This window comes from Clostridium fungisolvens (genome assembly GCF_014193895.1).
Taxonomy (GTDB): Bacteria; Bacillota; Clostridia; order Clostridiales; family Clostridiaceae; genus Clostridium_AR; species Clostridium_AR fungisolvens.
Window position 1 is genome coordinate 2,340,427 of the sequence record NZ_BLZR01000001.1, and the last position, 17,142, is coordinate 2,357,568.

17 protein-coding genes are annotated in these 17,142 nt (G+C 31.4%); 3 read left to right on the plus strand and 14 right to left on the minus strand.

Annotation, left to right across the window (positions count from 1 at the left end; genetic code table 11):
- Positions 1-34: 34 nt before the first annotated feature.
- From rpmF to pta, 4 genes are all read right to left on the minus strand, one after another.
- Positions 35-217, minus strand: a complete 183-nt coding sequence (gene rpmF, locus bsdtw1_RS09975) for a 50S ribosomal protein L32 (RefSeq protein WP_128213967.1) — start codon at positions 215-217, stop codon at positions 35-37.
- A 12-nt stretch (positions 218-229) separates the two neighbouring features.
- Positions 230-727, minus strand: a complete 498-nt coding sequence (locus bsdtw1_RS09980) for a YceD family protein (protein WP_183277429.1) — start codon at positions 725-727, stop codon at positions 230-232.
- A gap of 122 nt (positions 728-849) precedes the next feature.
- Complete coding sequence (locus bsdtw1_RS09985) at positions 850-2,046, minus strand: acetate/propionate family kinase (RefSeq protein WP_183277430.1); 1,197 nt, start codon at positions 2,044-2,046, stop codon at positions 850-852.
- Between the two features lie 30 nt (positions 2,047-2,076).
- Positions 2,077-3,078 carry a phosphate acetyltransferase gene (gene pta, locus bsdtw1_RS09990; protein WP_183277431.1) on the minus strand — a complete coding sequence of 334 codons (1,002 nt, stop codon included), beginning with the start codon at positions 3,076-3,078 and terminating at the stop codon, positions 2,077-2,079.
- 215 nt (positions 3,079-3,293) lie between these two features.
- Here pta and bsdtw1_RS09995 point away from each other — a divergent pair, with 215 nt between their 5' ends.
- Together bsdtw1_RS09995 and spoVV are read left to right on the plus strand one after the other, a co-directional pair.
- Positions 3,294-4,523 (plus strand): nucleotidyltransferase, encoded by a 1,230-nt coding sequence (locus bsdtw1_RS09995; RefSeq protein WP_183277432.1) that lies wholly within the window; start codon positions 3,294-3,296, stop codon positions 4,521-4,523.
- A gap of 75 nt (positions 4,524-4,598) precedes the next feature.
- Positions 4,599-5,756, plus strand: coding sequence for a dipicolinic acid transporter SpoVV (gene spoVV / locus bsdtw1_RS10000; protein ID WP_244638143.1), 1,158 nt, complete (start codon positions 4,599-4,601; stop codon positions 5,754-5,756).
- Here spoVV and bsdtw1_RS10005 read toward each other — a convergent pair.
- From bsdtw1_RS10005 to bsdtw1_RS10030, 6 genes are all read right to left on the minus strand, one after another.
- Positions 5,739-6,278 carry an ATP synthase subunit B family protein gene (locus bsdtw1_RS10005; RefSeq protein WP_371874678.1) on the minus strand — a complete coding sequence of 180 codons (540 nt, stop codon included), beginning with the start codon at positions 6,276-6,278 and terminating at the stop codon, positions 5,739-5,741. The genes spoVV and bsdtw1_RS10005 overlap by 18 nt on opposite strands.
- A gap of 2 nt (positions 6,279-6,280) precedes the next feature.
- On the minus strand, positions 6,281-6,763 hold the full coding sequence (coaD, locus tag bsdtw1_RS10010; protein WP_183277433.1) for a pantetheine-phosphate adenylyltransferase: 483 nt from the start codon (positions 6,761-6,763) through the stop codon (positions 6,281-6,283).
- A 1-nt stretch (position 6,764) separates the two neighbouring features.
- Complete coding sequence (gene rsmD, locus bsdtw1_RS10015; protein WP_183277434.1) at positions 6,765-7,322, minus strand: 16S rRNA (guanine(966)-N(2))-methyltransferase RsmD; 558 nt, start codon at positions 7,320-7,322, stop codon at positions 6,765-6,767.
- A 219-nt stretch (positions 7,323-7,541) separates the two neighbouring features.
- Positions 7,542-9,575: an ATP-dependent DNA helicase RecG gene (recG, locus tag bsdtw1_RS10020; RefSeq protein WP_183277435.1), complete on the minus strand. Its 2,034-nt coding sequence runs from the start codon at positions 9,573-9,575 to the stop codon at positions 7,542-7,544.
- 463 nt (positions 9,576-10,038) lie between these two features.
- Positions 10,039-11,688: a DAK2 domain-containing protein gene (locus tag bsdtw1_RS10025; protein WP_183277436.1), complete on the minus strand. Its 1,650-nt coding sequence runs from the start codon at positions 11,686-11,688 to the stop codon at positions 10,039-10,041.
- Between the two features lie 12 nt (positions 11,689-11,700).
- Positions 11,701-12,048, minus strand: coding sequence for an Asp23/Gls24 family envelope stress response protein (locus tag bsdtw1_RS10030; protein ID WP_183277437.1), 348 nt, complete (start codon positions 12,046-12,048; stop codon positions 11,701-11,703).
- A 193-nt stretch (positions 12,049-12,241) separates the two neighbouring features.
- Here bsdtw1_RS10030 and rpmB point away from each other — a divergent pair, with 193 nt between their 5' ends.
- The gene (rpmB, locus tag bsdtw1_RS10035) at positions 12,242-12,433 is read left to right on the plus strand and encodes a 50S ribosomal protein L28 (protein WP_128213979.1); all 192 of its coding nucleotides are present in this window, start codon (positions 12,242-12,244) and stop codon (positions 12,431-12,433) included.
- Positions 12,434-12,739: 306 nt separating this feature from the next.
- Here rpmB and bsdtw1_RS10040 read toward each other — a convergent pair whose 3' ends face one another.
- From bsdtw1_RS10040 to pknB, 4 genes are all read right to left on the minus strand, one after another.
- On the minus strand, positions 12,740-13,369 hold the full coding sequence (locus bsdtw1_RS10040; RefSeq protein WP_183277438.1) for a thiamine diphosphokinase: 630 nt from the start codon (positions 13,367-13,369) through the stop codon (positions 12,740-12,742).
- 2 nt (positions 13,370-13,371) lie between these two features.
- The gene (gene rpe / locus bsdtw1_RS10045; RefSeq protein WP_183277439.1) at positions 13,372-14,022 is read right to left on the minus strand and encodes a ribulose-phosphate 3-epimerase; all 651 of its coding nucleotides are present in this window, start codon (positions 14,020-14,022) and stop codon (positions 13,372-13,374) included.
- Entirely contained in the window at positions 14,016-14,882 is an 867-nt protein-coding gene (gene rsgA / locus bsdtw1_RS10050; RefSeq protein ID WP_183277440.1) for a ribosome small subunit-dependent GTPase A, read from the minus strand. Before rsgA ends, rpe begins: the two co-directional genes overlap by 7 nt.
- 274 nt (positions 14,883-15,156) lie before the next feature.
- Positions 15,157-17,142 (minus strand): Stk1 family PASTA domain-containing Ser/Thr kinase, encoded by a 1,986-nt coding sequence (gene pknB / locus bsdtw1_RS10055; RefSeq protein ID WP_183277441.1) that lies wholly within the window; start codon positions 17,140-17,142, stop codon positions 15,157-15,159.

Consider the following 17,142-nt stretch of genomic DNA (forward strand, 5'->3'; position numbering starts at 1 on the left):
TACATATAAAGAAAAGAAAGTCAATTGACTTTCTTTATTGTTCTGAAGCAACTACTTCTTTACCCTTGTAATATCCACAGCTCTTACAAACTCTGTGAGCTAATTTCATTTCATGGCATTGTGGACATTCTACAATACCAGGTATGCTTAACTTAAAAGTTTGAGCTCTTCTTGAATCTCTCTTTGCTCTGTATGTTTTTCTAGCAGGATTTCCCATAATTACACCTCCTTATTTGCTAAACAAATCATTCAATTTAGCCAATCTAATGTCAATATCATTGTTGTCACAGCTACATTGCTTTTTGTTTAGGTTCGTTCCACATTGCTGACACAGACCTTTACAATTTTCATTGCAAAGTCTTTTTATAGGCAAGGCTGATATAATATTGTTAACAATTATTTCTGTGATATCTATTGTATCACTATCAACGAAGATAATATCATCATCTTCATCTGATAAATTATTTGTAAATCTCTCATTAACACTAATGTGTATTGGATATGAGAAGATTTCTAAGCATCTTGAACAAGAAAGTTCTAAAACTGTTTCAACATCTACATCTAGCTCTAACAACCCTTCATTAAAAGAGAACTTACCCTTCACCTTTACAGGTTCAACAGCTTTTATCGATTCACCTTCATAATTAAAGGCATCTAGATCTAATGTAAAGTCTAAAGGCTTTACTCTTTCTCTCTTGCTAATTAAATCTGAAAATTGTAGTATCATATGTACAACTCCACTTCATGCCTAAGAATGGCACAGCCATTCGTACAGCAGAATTAGTAATTTTTACTGACAACACAATTTATTATATAAACATGACTTTTAAAAGTCAAGAAATTTATTTTTTATTTTCTAACAAGCTCCAAAGTATCCTTAGCTATCATCATTTCTTCATCAGTTGGTATTACAAATACCTTAACTTTTGAACCTTCTTTACTTACCTCAGCTATTTTACCTCTTACGTTGTTTTTAGCAGTATCTATTTCTATTCCAAGGAACTCTAAACCTTCACATGCCTTTAGTCTTGTTAAAGGATCGTTTTCTCCTACACCAGCAGTAAATACAACTACATCAAGACCACCCATAGCAGCAGCATATGAGCCAATGTATTTTCTTACTCTGTATTGGAATATATCTAAAGCTAATTGAGCTCTAACATTACCATTTGCAGCAGCTGTTTCTATGTCTCTAAAGTCACTGCTTACGCCTGATATACCCAATACTCCAGATTTCTTATTTAATAATTCGTTAGTTTGTTCAACTGTATAACCAAGTTCCTCCATTATAAAAGTTACTACAGCTGGATCAAGATCTCCTGTTCTTGTACCCATTGCAACACCTTCTAATGGAGTAAATCCCATAGATGTATCAATTGACTTACCATTCTTTACAGCAGTTAAACTTGAACCATTTCCTAAATGACAAGTTACTATCTTTAATTCTGATAAATCTTTCCCCATAACTTCAGCAACCTTAGCGGATACATATTTATGAGAAGTTCCATGGAATCCGTATTTTCTTATATTATGTTCTTTGTATAATTCATATGGCAAAGCATATAAAAATGCCTTATCTGGCATAGTTTGATGGAAAGCTGTATCAAAAACAGCAGTCATTGGTGTGTTAGGCATTAGAGCTTTACAAGCATCTATCCCTATTATGTTTGGTGGATTATGAAGCGGAGCAAGTTTAATGCATTCTTCCAAATACTTCATAACTTCATCATCTATAACAACTGAGCTTGAATATTTTTCACCACCATGAACAACTCTATGTCCTACTGCAGATATTTCATCCATTGACTTTAATACACCATTATCTTTATCTATCAGTGCGTCTAAAACCAACTTTATTGCATCCTTGTGGTCATTCATATCTTGTTCTATTACATATTTGTCCTTACCTTCAACTTTTTGAGTAAGGATTGATCCTTCTATTCCTATTCTTTCAACAAGTCCTTTTGCTAAAACTTCTTCTTTAGCCATATCTATTAATTGATATTTTAAAGATGAGCTTCCACAGTTAATTACTAGTATGTTCATTTCTATTCCTCCTAAAATGATTAAAATGTTCTATTTATCAAATTGCGCTTGAACAGCAGTAAGTGCAACTACATTTACAATATCCTCTGAACTACAACCTCTAGATAAGTCATTTATAGGCTTATCAAAACCTTGGCAGATTGGTCCGATTGCTTCTGCATTCGCAAATCTTTGTACAAGTTTATAACCTATATTTCCAGCTTGAAGATCTGGGAATATAAGAACATTAGCTTTACCAGCTACATCACTATTAGGTGCCTTTTGACTAGCTACTTTTTCAACTATAGCTGCATCTAACTGCATTTCCCCATCAATTAATAGATCAGGTCTTAATTCCTTTGCTCTTTCAGTTGCAGCTCTAACTTTATCTACAACCTCATGATCTGCTGATCCCATTGTTGAGAATGAAAGCATAGCAACCTTAGGCTCTATCTTACATAATTTTTTTGCTGTATCAGCTGTTGCTATTGCAATAGCTGCAAGTTGATCCGAATTTGGACTTGGGTTAACAGCACAGTCTGAGAATAAAAGCATTCCTTCTTCACCATACTTAGAACCTGGTACCATCATAATGAAGAAACTTGATACAACAGAAACTCCTGGTGCAGTCTTAATTATTTGAAGACCTGGTCTTAATAAATCTCCAGTAGTATGCACAGCACCTGAAACCATACCATCTGCATCTCCAACCTTCACCATCATTGTACCAAAATATAATGGATCTCTTACAATTTTCCCTGCTTTTTCGATTGTCATTCCTTTACTTTTTCTAAGCTCATAAAATTCGTTAATGTAAACCTCAAGCTTATCTGAAGTTTCTGGATCAGCAATATTTATTCCTGTTAGGTCAACACCTAAATCTGCAGCTTTACTTCTAATCACTGATTCAGATCCTACTAAAGTTACCTCTGCTAATCCATTTTCTTTAATTTTTTGAGATGCTACGAGTGTTCTCTCTTCATCTCCCTCAGGTAGCACAATTCTCTTTATATCTTTTTGTGCCATATCCCAAATTTGCTTCATAAGTTCCATGTTCATTTCTCCTTTCAGTCGAACGGATAATATCTACATATACTAATATACTCCTAAATTAGAGTAGATTTCAACACATAAAGCCAAAAACATAGTAGTTCTTATATTTGAATAATTAATAATAGTCTGACATTTCATTTTTTTTAATACTTTATTTATTCTATCCAATGTTTGGTGTATTATATATCTATAATTTGATAAAGGAAGGTTTTATTATGAATATTGTTGGAATAGTAACTGAATATAATCCGTTTCATAATGGACATAAGCTACATCTTGAACAGACTAAGAAGCTAACTAATGCTGATGGTGTCATATGTGTAATGAGCGGAAATTTTGTTCAGAGAGGACTACCTTCAATCTTAGATAAATGGACTCGAGCTCAAATTGCTGTTCTTAATGGTGTTGACTTGGTGATAGAACTCCCTACAATATTTTCTGTATCTTCAGCTGAATTTTTCGCAAAAGGGGCTGTAGATATTTTAAATCAAACATCAGTAGTTAACTCACTGTGTTTTGGAAGTGAAGTTGGAGAAATAGACATAATTATGAAAGTAGCAAAAATATTATCATACGAATCAGATGAGTTTAAATCCTTATTAAGAAACCATTTAAACCTTGGTAAATCGTATGTGAAAGCCCGTTCTGAAGCTTTACTAGAGTATTTTAAAAAATATGAATATATAAATTTAAGCACAGAGGAATTCGAAAATTTCTTAAATTCCTCAAATAATATTCTAGGTATCGAGTACTGCAAAAGTATAATTAAATCAGAAAGTAGCATTAAGCCTGTAACTATTAAAAGAATAGGTTCCTCTTATAATGATATAAGCCTTTCTAGTAGTTTTGCTAGTGCCACTGCTATAAGAGAACAACTTTATAAGGAGTCTTCAATTGATGAACTTTATAAATACATGCCTGATACATCTATACAAATAATAAACGAAAAGAAAAAAAACTCAAATAAATTTCCATCAAATGATGATTTCCTTAAGTATATAAGATATAAGATTATAACCAATCCAGGTTCGTTTTCTAATCTTCCAGATAACATGGAGGGTTTGGAAAATAAATTCATCAAGGAAATTATGAAAGCTAAATCTGCCGATGAGCTTATAATGTTAGTTAAAAGCAAACGATATGCCTATACAAGACTTTCAAGGCTTATATGTCAATATTTTATTGGATTTGAAAACTATGATATTCAGTCTTTAAGAACTTCAAAACCAAATTATCTAAGAATACTCGGATTAAACAATGTTGGCGCACAAATAGTAAAAGAAATAAAGAAAAAATCACAAATAAATATATTAAATAAGATACCAAAACAAATAGACGATTCAATGCTAGAGCTTGATTTAAGGGCTACAAATGCATATTCACTTATAAATCCTACTATTCCAGTTAACGCAGATTATCTGATTAGCCCTTTTATACATAAATAAATATTAAAATCTTTAGAGTTAATTATAGAATAAAAATATATAAAAAATACTATATATGAGATAAGGGGGGATCTCATGTATAGTATTTTTTTATTGCTTATTGCATCAGCTTTATTAGTCTTTATGCTGCTAAAGCTTAATTTTAATAGGACAAGCACCTTTGTAACTTTATCATTAACAATATTAATACTCTATTTCGTAGTTAATCCAAGAAGTTGTATGGAAGCAGCTTTACAAGGCGCACAATTATTTATAAAAGCCATCTTGCCTTCTTTGTTTCCATTTATGGTTATCTGCAATCTTCTTATTGCTTTTGATGGAATATCTATATATTCTAAATTATTAGGTCCAATTTTATGTAGACCTCTAAGATTAAGTAAAAACTGTAGCTTTGCTATTGTTGCAAGTATGTTATGTGGTTATCCACTTGGTGCAAAATATAGTTCTGAGCTCTATGATAATGGCTATATTGATGAACTTGAATTCAAAAGACTTTTAAACATAGCATCTAATGCAGGACCAATATTCATATTAGGGTCTGTAGCTAGCTCAATGCTCAACAATATCTATTACGGTTATATAATTCTAGCTGCAAACTACTTATCATTTTTTATAATCGGACTATTTTCAAAAAGCAAAGCAAGCCCTAGAAAGTTAAATTTTAACCCGGCACCTAAAAATATTAATATAGGCGAAGCTTTTAAAGCATCTATTAATGATGGAATAAATGGCACTCTGATGGTAGGAGGCTATGTAATCATTTTTGCTGTATTAATCGCCATAATAAAAAATAATGCTATTGCAAGCATTATTTCTAACAGTATATCCAATATGAACCTAAACAACGAATTGTTATCAGCTTTATTTTTAGGTAGTCTAGACTTAACTAATGGATGTTATATTATAACAAGTAGTTCTTTATCTATAACAATAAAATTATGCCTCATAAGCTTTTTTTGCTGCTTTGGAGGATTTTCAATTATTGCACAAACACATGCTTTTTTTTACAAATATGATATCTCTGTAAAAAAGTACTTTATTATTAAATTCTTGCAAGGATTGATAGGCGTAATCGTTACATTCCTTCTATGTACTATATTCATCACCACTATACCTACATTCAGCACAAATAATACGGTTGGTCTCTACAACCAAATTTGGCTGCCATACTTAATATTTATGATAATAACAATAATTTGCCTAAGTATAAAAAAATTATTTAATGCTGCGTAGTTCCTTAATATTTTCCCTTATTGTAACAGCTGTTTTGTTCATATCATCATTCATATTAGTGGCCAAGGTTTCTACGTTAGTCTTAATTATGTTCAAAATTTCATTTGTTTTAACTTCTATTTCTTTTTCAAGTTGACTAAGTATTTCATCGGCATAATCTCTTGCACCTATTCTAATAGCTTTAGCTTCTCTTTGAGCTGAAGCTATTACTTCTTGTGCTCTAATATTTGCTTCTTTTACTATATCATGATTTTCGACCTGCTTTTTTAGAAGATCCATAGTCTGTTTTTTGACAGACTCATATTCTTTTTGTGCTTCTCCTAAAATTCTCTCTCTCTCTGTCATAACCCATTGAGCTTTCTTAAATTCATCTGGTAAGTAATTTATCACTTGATCTACAACTTCTAGTACTTCCTTCTTATCAACAACAACTTTACCAGTTATAGGAACCTTTGCTGCACTTTCAACAATATCTTGAAGATATTCAAGGAGCTCAATAACATTAACTTCCATCTTACTCACCCTTATTCCCCCTTTATTCTACTTATAATATCAACGATGATCTCATCTGGAACCAATTCACGAATACAACCTCCGAATTTAGCAACTTGCTTTACAGCTGAACTACTCAAATATGAGTACTGTGCATTAGTCATCATAAAAACAGTCTCTATCTCCGGATCTAATTTATTGTTCATCAATGCCATTTGAAATTCGTACTCAAAATCAGAAACTGCTCTCAATCCTTTTAAGATTACAGTAGCTTTCTTTTGTCTCATAAAATCCACTAAAAGACCATTAAAAAATTCAACTTTTACATTTGGAAAGTCTTTTGTAACTCTCTTTATTAATTCAACTCTTTCATCTATCTTGAATAAGCCCTTTTTATCAACATTAACTAGTACGACAACTATTACTTCATCAAAAACCTTAGCCCCTCTAGCAATGATATCAAGATGTCCATTAGTTATTGGGTCAAAGCTTCCAGGGTATACGGCAATCTTCATTTTAGACCTCCTTGTATTTATAAAAGACAACGGTTGTATTTCCATATTTTCTTTCATTAGTTATTTTAATTTTTTCACTACCTTGATATATTTCTTCACTAGTATCTATTTTAGTTACAATTATTCCATTGGGATCTAGTAAATTTCTATCCTCTACTATCTTTATCGCATCAGGAATCATATTCTTTAGGTAAGGTGGATCAATAAAAATAATATTAAAAACCTTTCCTTTATCAGCCATTGAGTTTAAGGCACTATATGCATCCATGTTTAAAGAGAAGCAGAAATCATCAAATTTCAAGTTTTGAATATTCTCCCTTAAAACTGGATATGTTATCGGACTTTTATCAACTAAATAGCATTCTTTGGCACCTCTACTTGCAGCCTCCAATCCTAAACTACCAGTTCCCGCAAATATATCAATTACAACAGCATCAGGAATGTAAAATTGTATGCTACTGAACATAGCTTCTTTTACCCTATCTAATGTTGGTCTTGTATCATATGTAGGGGGCGATAATAATTTTCTTCCTTTTGCTTTTCCCGCTATGATTCTCATTTGTATGTCCTCCTAAATTAAGTAAATTTTATCATATAGATAAATAAATTAAAATATTGTTTAACTAAATAGATATATCCTTGTATCAAAAGAAATATCTATTTTTAATTAATGAGCATATTTATATACACTTCCGTCTTACACTATCTTTAAGTATTAACGAATAATTCAAAATCTAAAAACTTCTTCTTTCAACTAGAAATTACAAATCATAGTTTTTTAGTTGAAGCAAATATACTTTGAACTTCTAGATAGATTTTTACTAATCTCTGAAATTAGTTTTACATTATTTAGGTCTGAACTCTGTAAGATTATTTTAGCTTCTTCGCTAGCACATCTTAGGATCTTCATATCTTCAATTATATCTGCTAAAATCAATCCTGAATCTCCACTTTGTCTTAAACCAAACATTTCACCAGACCCTCTTAGTTTTAAATCTTGTTCTGCAATATAAAATCCATCGTTACTTTCGGTCATTATCATCATTCTTTTCTTAGTAATATTATTTTTAGCATTACCAACAAGGATACAATAAGATTGATATTGACCTCTACCTACTCTTCCTCTAAGCTGATGTAGCTGACTTAATCCAAATCTTTCGCAATTCTCAATAATCATTACACTAGCATTAGGCACATTTACCCCAACCTCAATAACAGTTGTTGATATTAAGGCTTTTATATGACCTTCTTTAAATCTATTTACAATGTCTTCTTTATCCTTTGGGGCCATCTTTCCATGTAGTTTTTCGATTTTATGTTCTTTTAAAACCCCATCGCTAAGGTCATTATAGACTTTATCAACAGAATTTAGCTTTCCGTCTTCATCCTCTTCTATTAAAGGGCATACCACATATACTTGTCTTCCTTTGTTAATTTCATCTAGTGCTAAACTATATGCTTGATTTTTGGATTCACTTTGAAAGAATAATGTCTCAATCTTTTTTCTCCCAGGTGGAAGTTCGTCAATAATAGAAACATCCAAGTCACTATATAAATATAAAGCTAAAGTTCTAGGTATTGGTGTCGCAGTCATAACTAGAACATCTGGTTCTTTCCCTTTATTGATTAGTTTACTTCTTTGTTCTACACCAAATCTATGCTGCTCATCAGTTACGACCAACCCTAAATTTGTAAAATTAACATCTTCCTGTATTATAGCATGAGTCCCTATTACAACAATAGGTATTCCAGAAGAAATTTTTTCTTTTATCCTAATTTTCTCCTTATTTGTAGTACTTCCTGTCAGAAGTTCAATATCTATGTCGAATTTGCCAAGTAGCTTTTTAGCCTCATAAAAATGTTGTGATGCCAAAATTTCAGTTGGTGCCATCATAGCAACTTGATATCCGTTCTTATATACATTAAACATAGATATAAATGCTACAACAGTCTTACCACTTCCTACATCTCCTTGGACAAGTCTGTTCATAGGACTAGAACTTTTCTGGTCAAGAAGTATTTCTCTCACAACTTTTGCTTGTGCATTAGTTAACTGATAAGGAAGCGATTCTTTTAAATCTGTGAGTTCTGAACACATGGTAAATTTAATGCCATTATTGCCCTGTTTTAAGTGATTCTTTAACATTAAGAGTTTTACCGAATATGTAAACAACTCTTGAAATTTCAATCTTGTAATTGCTCCGTTTAACTTTTCTTTTGTAGAAGGGAAATGTATATTTCTTATAGCTTCGTCTAAAGAAACTAGATTATACTTTGACAGTAAGTATTCTGGTAAATTTTCGCCAATAACTATATTGCAAAGTATACTGTTAACGAGCTTTGATATAACTCCTCCAGTAATATCACCCTTCAAGGGATATACTGGTAGTATTTCATTTTCACTAGCATCCCTAAATACTATAGTAGGATTAACTATTTCCAGATAATTTCCTACCTTTTTGTATTTCCCCATTAAATTATAGTTTTCACCAATTTTAAAATTGTTCTTTATGTACGGTTGGTTAAACCATTTTGCTATAACTTTTGTATTTTCATATTTTAAAGAAATGGAGGTTAGCCTCTTTCCATTTTTAGTTCTAATATCTCTTTCAAATGAAACTACCTTACAATTAATTATCTGTTTAACTTCTTCAGAAATATCATCTATATTAGGATTTCCATCCACAAATTCATAATCTCTTGGAAAATAGAGAAGCAAATCTAACATAGTAAAAATACCACAACGATTTAACTTTTCTTCTAATTTAGGCCCTACTCCTTTTAATTTTTTTATCTCGCTATATATATCCATCTTTACCACCTAAAATAAAAAAAGTCTTCAGTTTATCAGTCATTTTTCATTTGTATTTATAATTATTGAAGTATGATTCATATGACTAATAAGCTATTATTCTACATTTTGTTCACATTTTCATCACAATAAATTTCAGCTTACTACTTGTTATTGAATTATATAGATAAACTTCTTCACATTTAAATTTATCAAAATAAAGATTCGTAGATTCATCTAAATGTTATTTTGAGTTCAACGACTGAAGTGGTCTATCTATAAATAGTAAAAAGAAAAGCGACAATGTCGCTTTTCTTATATTACATCATATGTCAATTATTATCAATATCTTGACTACGTTAAAGACATTTATATATTTCAAATTTTAATAGGATTACATGTACTATTTAGCAATTTATCATATAAATTTAAAATTATATAAATCTATATTCTCTAAGCTAGCATATGTATGAGATATTAAAATTTATTCTACAGATACAAGGAAATAATATAATGGTTGCTCTCCATTATAGCACTGAACATCTATATCAGGATACTTCTTTTCAAGTCTAGAAACGAATTGCTTAACTTCATTTTCATCGCATTCTTTTCCATAGAATAAGGTAATAAGCTCGCTGTCTTCGTCTACCATTTGGTTTAATAACTCTTCGGTAACTTCATATACATCGCCGCCAACATGCTTAATTTTGCTTTCAATTAGCCCTAGTATATTTCCTTCTTTTATTTCTATTCCGTCCATTTCAGTATCTCTTACTGCATATGTTACAGATGCTGACTTAACTAATTCGATTGAATCATTAAGTTCCTTTATATTTTCCTCAACCTCAGCCTCTGGATTAAACATAGTTATACATGTAATACCTTGAGGGATTGTCTTTGTAGGAACAACCACTATATGCTTATCAGATATTTCTGCAGCTTGGTTAGCAGCCATTATAATATTCTTATTGTTTGGGAATACGAAAATATGCTCCGCATTCAATTTATCTATGCATTCAAGTATATCTAAAGTACTTGGATTCATAGTTTGACCACCCTCAATTACATAGTCAACTCCTAAATCCTTGAATATATTTTTTATTCCAGATCCCATTGCTACCGATACAAAAGCATATTTTTTCTTTTCTTCAACCTCTTGTTCAACAGCTACTATATTTTCGTCCGGTACATCTTCATATTCTTTTTCAACTAAAAGATGTCTATGTTCTTCTCTCATATTATCAATCTTAATCTTTGATAATTCACCTAGTTTAACTGCCTTTGAAAGAACTGCACCAGGATCATTAGTATGAATATGAACTTTTATAACGTCTTCATATCCAACAACAATCATAGAATCTCCCAAGTTCTCTATTTCATCTTTAAACTTATTAGATTTAGAGCTATCTCCCATAATTATAAATTCAGTACAATATCCGAATTTAATTTCATGATCCTCCATGTTATTTGCAGCTGATACTCCAGTAACTGCTGGTTTAAAGTTTTGTATTTCTGCTTGTAGATTTTTTTCTAAAGCCTCATACATTCCTTGCAATATAATTAAAAGGCCCATTCCACCAGAATCTACAACTCCTGCTTTTTTCAAGGCTGGAAGCATCTCAGGTGTTCTATCTAACATTGTTTTACTGTGATTACAAACTTGTTCCATTAAAACTGTTACATCAGTAGCAGAAGATTCTGAAGCAGCTTCTGAAGCAGCTCTTATGATAGTTAAAATTGTACCTTCTGTTGGTCTCATAACTGCTTTATAAGCTGACTTTGCACCTTCTGATAAAGCGTTGGCAAACTCAGTTGTATCCGCTTCCACTTTATTTTCTAATCCCTTTGAAATACCTCTAAGTATTTGGGATAATATAACTCCTGAATTTCCTCTTGCTCCCATTAAAGCGCCTTTAGCAAGTTTTTTTGAGATCTCGCCCAAAGAAGCTCCTTTTAAGGCTTCAATCTCCTTAACAGCAGCTTTAAAAGTCATTGACATATTAGTTCCAGTATCACCATCTGGAACTGGGAAAACATTAAGCGAATTAACATACTCGCTTTGTTCTTCCAATCTATTACTTGCGTTAATCACCATGTTATAAAAATTTTCACCGTTAATTCTAATATAATTCATTAGTTTGCCCTCCTAAACTCTCACAGCTTGCACGTTAACAGTTATTGATGATACTTTAATCCCAGTATAATTTTCAACATTATATCTTACTTTTTGAATTATATTATTTGCTATAACAGATATCTTTGTACCGTACTCAACCATAACGAATAATTCTACATTTAATTTATCTTCTTTAAAATTTATTTTAACACCTTTGCTTAAATTCTCAACCCTTATTAGCTCCCAAAAACCATCAGTTGCATTTTTAGATACCATTCCAACAACACCATAGCATTCCATAGTTGAAAGTCCAACTATTTTAGCAACTACTTCATCAGAATATGATATATTTCCAAATTCATTTGATACGCCTAACATAATTAAATTCCTCCTTGCTATATTCCATTAAATATATTCTATATTAAATAGGAAGATTATTCAATACTCTTAATTATCTCTAATATTTTGCTCATATTTAGTATTTTTATCTTGCATAAATTATACATGTTGTGATAATATATTATATGTCCTATTGAAGATCACAATCTTCAGAGTTAAGGAGGTGTTGTAAATGTCAAGAAAATGCGAAATCTGCAACAAGGGTGTAATATCAGGAGTACAATACAGCCACTCACACAGACAAAGCAAGAGAAAATGGGCTCCTAACATAAAGAAAGTTAAAGCTGTAGTTAACGGAACACCAAAAACTGTTCATGTTTGTACTAGATGCTTACGTTCAGGTAAGGTTCAAAGAGCTGTCTAAGAATCTTGTGAAATGCAGTTGTAAATTAGCAATTGCATTTTTTTTTAACATTAAAAGCGTGCCTATGGCACGCTTTTTACTTTATTAAATAATATTAGTTTTTCTTATGTATTACTTCTACCTTTTCTTATAAAAATTCTTAAAAAAATAGATAAAAACTTAGGTAACTTAATAGCTACTATCTTCATTCTAATTCCTCCCACAATTAATATAAAAGCCACCAATAAGCTGCTTTATATATAGTATGCAAAAGACAATTTATTGGTGACAAATAATTTTTAAAAAAATCTTAGATTTTTTTATTTGTTAGTCATTGCTATAAATAACCATAACAATGCCAGAGGAAAATTTAATTTCAATTGATCTATCTATAAATTCATTTGAAACTGTTCTTCCGTCTCCAAATTCTAAGTTATAATCATGAAGTGGATATTTTGCATTCGCTATATAAAAGTTTCTTACAGTCTCTCCAAAAGCTTGAAAAGATATAGTTTGTCCGTGAGAACCTTGAAGTACCGTATCTTTAGAAACTAAAAAAATACAGTTGTTTTCATCTTTAATTTTGGCCTTTATATTCAAGTCTAAGGCACGCTTTAATAGTCCTATATTAGCAATAGTATGATCAAGCCTAGTACCAGTACATCCAAGTAAAACAATCTCATTTGCTCCGTGTTCTATTGCATTTTTAAAAGCTAATTCACTATCTGTAAAATCCTTTTCCGGCTTGAACTTAACTAACTCTACTTCTTTGAATGCATTAATTGCTTCATATTTTGCAGAATCAAAATCACCTAATATCACATTAGGAGTAATATTATATTTATAAAAAACATTAACACCACTGTCTGCAGCTATTAAAAAATCTGCATCTCTAATTTCACATAAAAATAAATCTTCGCTTGGAGCCTTTCCTCCTGCTACTATAACAGCTTTCATTACTATAGCACCTTTCTAAGCTCCATTAAATTATTTTCTATGTTATCTCCACTAAAAACTGAAGAACCTGCTACTATTACATTAGCCCCTGACTCAACAACTTTCTTTATATTACTCTTATCTATTCCACCATCTACTTCTATAAGAAGTTCAGAATTATATTTTTCTGATAATTCTTTTACTTCCTTAATTTTTTCTAAAGAATAATCAATAAATTTTTGACCACCAAAACCTGGATTTACAGACATTATAAGAACCATATCTAGTTTTGGTATTAGGTGCTTAATAAATTCAACAGGAGTTGCAGGATTAAGTGATATTCCAGCCTTTATTCCTTTGCTTTTTATATAAGAAATAGTTCTATCAATATGTCTATCAGCTTCGTAGTGTATTGTAATTATATCAGCTCCTGTGGCTATAAACTCATCTATATATCTTGCAGGTTCTTCAACCATTAGATGAACATCAAAAACCTTTTTTGTTAAAGGTCTAATTGCCTTTATTATAGGAAATCCAAAAGATATGTTTGGAACGAAAGCTCCATCCATAACATCAATGTGAATAAATTCAGCCCCAGCTTCATCTACTCGTTTTATCTGCTCTCCTAATCTAGTAAAATCTGCTGCTAAAATCGATGGTGAAAAAACTACCATTTAATTTTCCTCCTCATTATGTCTTCTAGTGATCTTATGTAAAATTCGTATCTAAGTGTGCTTATCTTACCTTCCTCTACTGCATTCTTTACTGCACATTTAGGTTCTTTGTAATGATTACATCCTGTAAACTTACACTCTTCATTATAATCAATAAACTCAGGGAAACAATACTTTAGATCATCTTTTTCAATAAAATCTAAATCTAAACTTGAAAAACCAGGAGTGTCAACTAAAAATCCATGTTCCACCGGAATAAGTTCACTATGTCTAGTAGTATGTTTTCCTCTTTTTAGTTTCTCGCTTATTTCTCCAGTCTCCATATGCTCTTTGTCAGCTAATGCATTAATAAGAGTGGATTTTCCAGCACCTGATGGGCCACATAATACAGTTACATTATCTGAGAGCCTACTCCTTAAAACGTCTAGCCCCAGTTGTCCTTTTGCATTTATGTATAAAACTTCATATCCCAGATTATTTATGATATTTTTCATATTAGTTCTTTCTTCTTCGCTACATAAATCAATCTTATTAAGACAAACAATAGCCTTTATATTATTGTGCTCACACAATACTAAAAACCTATTAAGCAAATCAAAATTTATATCAGGATTTTTTATAGCAAACACTACATATGCCTGAGTAACATTTGATACAGTAGGTCTTATAAGCTCCGAAGTCCTTTCATGTATAGAGTTAATTACTCCTTTTCCATTAGTAACTTCTATCTCAACCTTATCTCCTACCATAGGCTTCAGATCATTATGTCTAAATATACCTCTTGCCTTACATTCAATTATTCCTTCCTCTGTCTTTATATAATAAAAACCACCAATGCCTTTAATTATTGTACCTGTCATAGTACCTCCAAAAAAAATATATTCTATTACTATAATAAACACTTTTCTGAGAAAAATGCAATGGTGCCAGCATATACTGGCACCATTTTTTACTGTATAGGAAATATAAAATTTTCAACTTAGCTAAAACTAGATATTTCAATGATTTTAAAAGTCTTATATGGGCATACAGTAAAAAATAAAACTTATTCGCCTGCCAAATTTTCCTCTTATACATTCGGAAAGGCAGATGCGTTAAAAAAGCTCGCTGAAGAAGGACTCTTCAGCGACTTTTTTATTGAGCTGGTTTATTTGCAGGTTTTAGCTTAATAGTTACAGCATCACCTTGATTAACCTGAGTTGGACTTACACTATCAACAATTGCATCTTTAGGTTGAGAAGGATCATCAAACTTATATGCTACATTATTTCTGTTTGACCATTGATTTTCAACAAAATCTCTAGTCTTTCCAATTATCTCAGTTACATCAATCTTTCTTGGTGTATATCTGTAATATTGTACAGTTATATCAGAATTTTTATCAACTTCTTTGCCTGTTGGTAAAGTTTGATTGAATATCTTTCCATCTTGGTCTTTTAAATCAATTTTATCTGTATCAACAACAGTTGGCTTTAGATTTAAACTCAACTTATTATCTGAAAGATACTTTTGAGCCCCATCTACAGTCATACCTATAAGGTTAGGAACTATTACAGGTTGAGGTCCTTTGCTAATAACAAAATCTATTGATGTATTATCATCTTTATTTCTAACATCATTTGCTGCAGGATTTTGGCTCATCACCTTACCTTTAGCTACAGTATCACTAAAATCTTCTGTTTGCTTTCCAACAGAAAACCCTGCACTAGCAATAGCTTTTTTAGCACCATCAGCATCTAACCCTTGTGATACTAAATCAGGAACTTTTATTGTAGCTACACCAGCACTTATTATCACTTTAATCTCAGATTTTTTATCAACCTTTTCACCTACACCAGGAACGACCTGTGAAACTGTATCCTTTGGTTTGTCACTGTTTTCTTGACCACCATCAACAAATACAAGGCCATTTGATTCTATAGTGCTCTTAGCTTGATCCCTTGTCATACCAACTACATTAGGAACTTCAACCTGCTCACTTGTAGTCGTAGGATTTAGTCTTACTTTATTATTTGTAATTGCATAAGCAGAAACTGCACCAATAACAAGTAAAAGCAAAAATAGAAGCCCAAGTAAAATTCTATTTTTAGTTCTTTGTTTCTTCTGCTTTGGAGTTAATTTTTCCTCTTCGTCTTCATCATCGTAATACTCATCATCTTCATCTTCTTCATCAATATCTTTTGATTTAACATTAGAAACTTTTCTAGCCGCCGCTTGCTTAATAGCTTCAACGGTTATTGGTTCCATTATTCTAGTGTGATCATCATCTAAAGATTCAACTGGTATAATTATTTGAGCATTTGGATTTTCTTTAATTTTTTCTAAATCCCCTATCATTTCTTTAGCACTTTGATATCTCTTTATTGGCTCTTTTTCAGTTGCTTTTAGAATTAGAGTGTTTAAGCTATCCGGAATTTTGCTATTTATATTCTTCGGTGGAACTACTTCTTCCTGAATGTGTTTTAAAGCTACAGCTACTGGTGATTCACCATCAAAAGGAACTCTACCAGTTACCATTTCATACAACACTACTCCTAAAGAATATAAATCAGTTCTACAATCTATATAACTTCCTTTTGCCTGCTCTGGAGAAAAATAATGAGCAGATCCCATAACACTATTAGTATACGTAATTGTAGAAGAGTCCGTTGATTTTGCAATACCAAAGTCTGTAACCTTTACTATACCTTCTTCAGTAACCAGTATATTTTGAGGTTTTATATCCCTATGTATTATATTATTTCTATGTGCACAATCTAGCGCATTAGCTACTTTAGATGCTATGCTTATTGCACTTTCATAGGAAAACTTTCCATGCTCATTTATTATTTCTTTAAGATTCTTACCTTTTACATATTCCATGACTATATAGTGAATATTATCTTGTGTGCCTACATCTAATATATTTACAATATTAGGATTAGTCAAATTGGCAATGGCAGTAGCTTCTCTTTTAAATTTTTCGATGATTTCTTCATTATTGGTAAAGGAATCTTTTAGTATTTTTACTGCTACATATCTTTTTAGCTTATGACATTTTGCTTTGTAGACATAGGACATTCCCCCTTCGCCTATCTTCTCAAGGATTTCATATCTTTCTCCTAAAACCTTACCTACCAT

Coding starts and splice junctions, on each gene's coding strand:
- rpmF (WP_128213967.1), bottom strand. CDS start 217: ATGGGAAATCCTGCTAGAAAAACATACAGAGCAAAGAGAGATTCAAGA.
- bsdtw1_RS09995 (WP_183277432.1), top strand. CDS start 3,294: ATGAATATTGTTGGAATAGTAACTGAATATAATCCGTTTCATAATGGA.
- pta (WP_183277431.1), bottom strand. CDS start 3,078: ATGGAACTTATGAAGCAAATTTGGGATATGGCACAAAAAGATATAAAG.
- bsdtw1_RS10025 (WP_183277436.1), bottom strand. CDS start 11,688: ATGAATTATATTAGAATTAACGGTGAAAATTTTTATAACATGGTGATT.
- rsmD (WP_183277434.1), bottom strand. CDS start 7,322: ATGAGAATCATAGCGGGAAAAGCAAAAGGAAGAAAATTATTATCGCCC.
- rsgA (WP_183277440.1), bottom strand. CDS start 14,882: ATGACAGGTACAATAATTAAAGGCATTGGTGGTTTTTATTATATAAAG.
- spoVV (WP_244638143.1), top strand. CDS start 4,599: ATGTATAGTATTTTTTTATTGCTTATTGCATCAGCTTTATTAGTCTTT.
- rpe (WP_183277439.1), bottom strand. CDS start 14,022: ATGGTAGTTTTTTCACCATCGATTTTAGCAGCAGATTTTACTAGATTA.
- bsdtw1_RS10040 (WP_183277438.1), bottom strand. CDS start 13,369: ATGAAAGCTGTTATAGTAGCAGGAGGAAAGGCTCCAAGCGAAGATTTA.
- coaD (WP_183277433.1), bottom strand. CDS start 6,763: ATGAAGATTGCCGTATACCCTGGAAGCTTTGACCCAATAACTAATGGA.
- bsdtw1_RS10030 (WP_183277437.1), bottom strand. CDS start 12,048: ATGTTAGGCGTATCAAATGAATTTGGAAATATATCATATTCTGATGAA.
- bsdtw1_RS09980 (WP_183277429.1), bottom strand. CDS start 727: ATGATACTACAATTTTCAGATTTAATTAGCAAGAGAGAAAGAGTAAAG.
- pknB (WP_183277441.1), bottom strand. CDS start 17,142: ATGGTAGGTAAGGTTTTAGGAGAAAGATATGAAATCCTTGAGAAGATA.
- bsdtw1_RS09985 (WP_183277430.1), bottom strand. CDS start 2,046: ATGAACATACTAGTAATTAACTGTGGAAGCTCATCTTTAAAATATCAA.
- rpmB (WP_128213979.1), top strand. CDS start 12,242: ATGTCAAGAAAATGCGAAATCTGCAACAAGGGTGTAATATCAGGAGTA.
- recG (WP_183277435.1), bottom strand. CDS start 9,575: ATGGATATATATAGCGAGATAAAAAAATTAAAAGGAGTAGGGCCTAAA.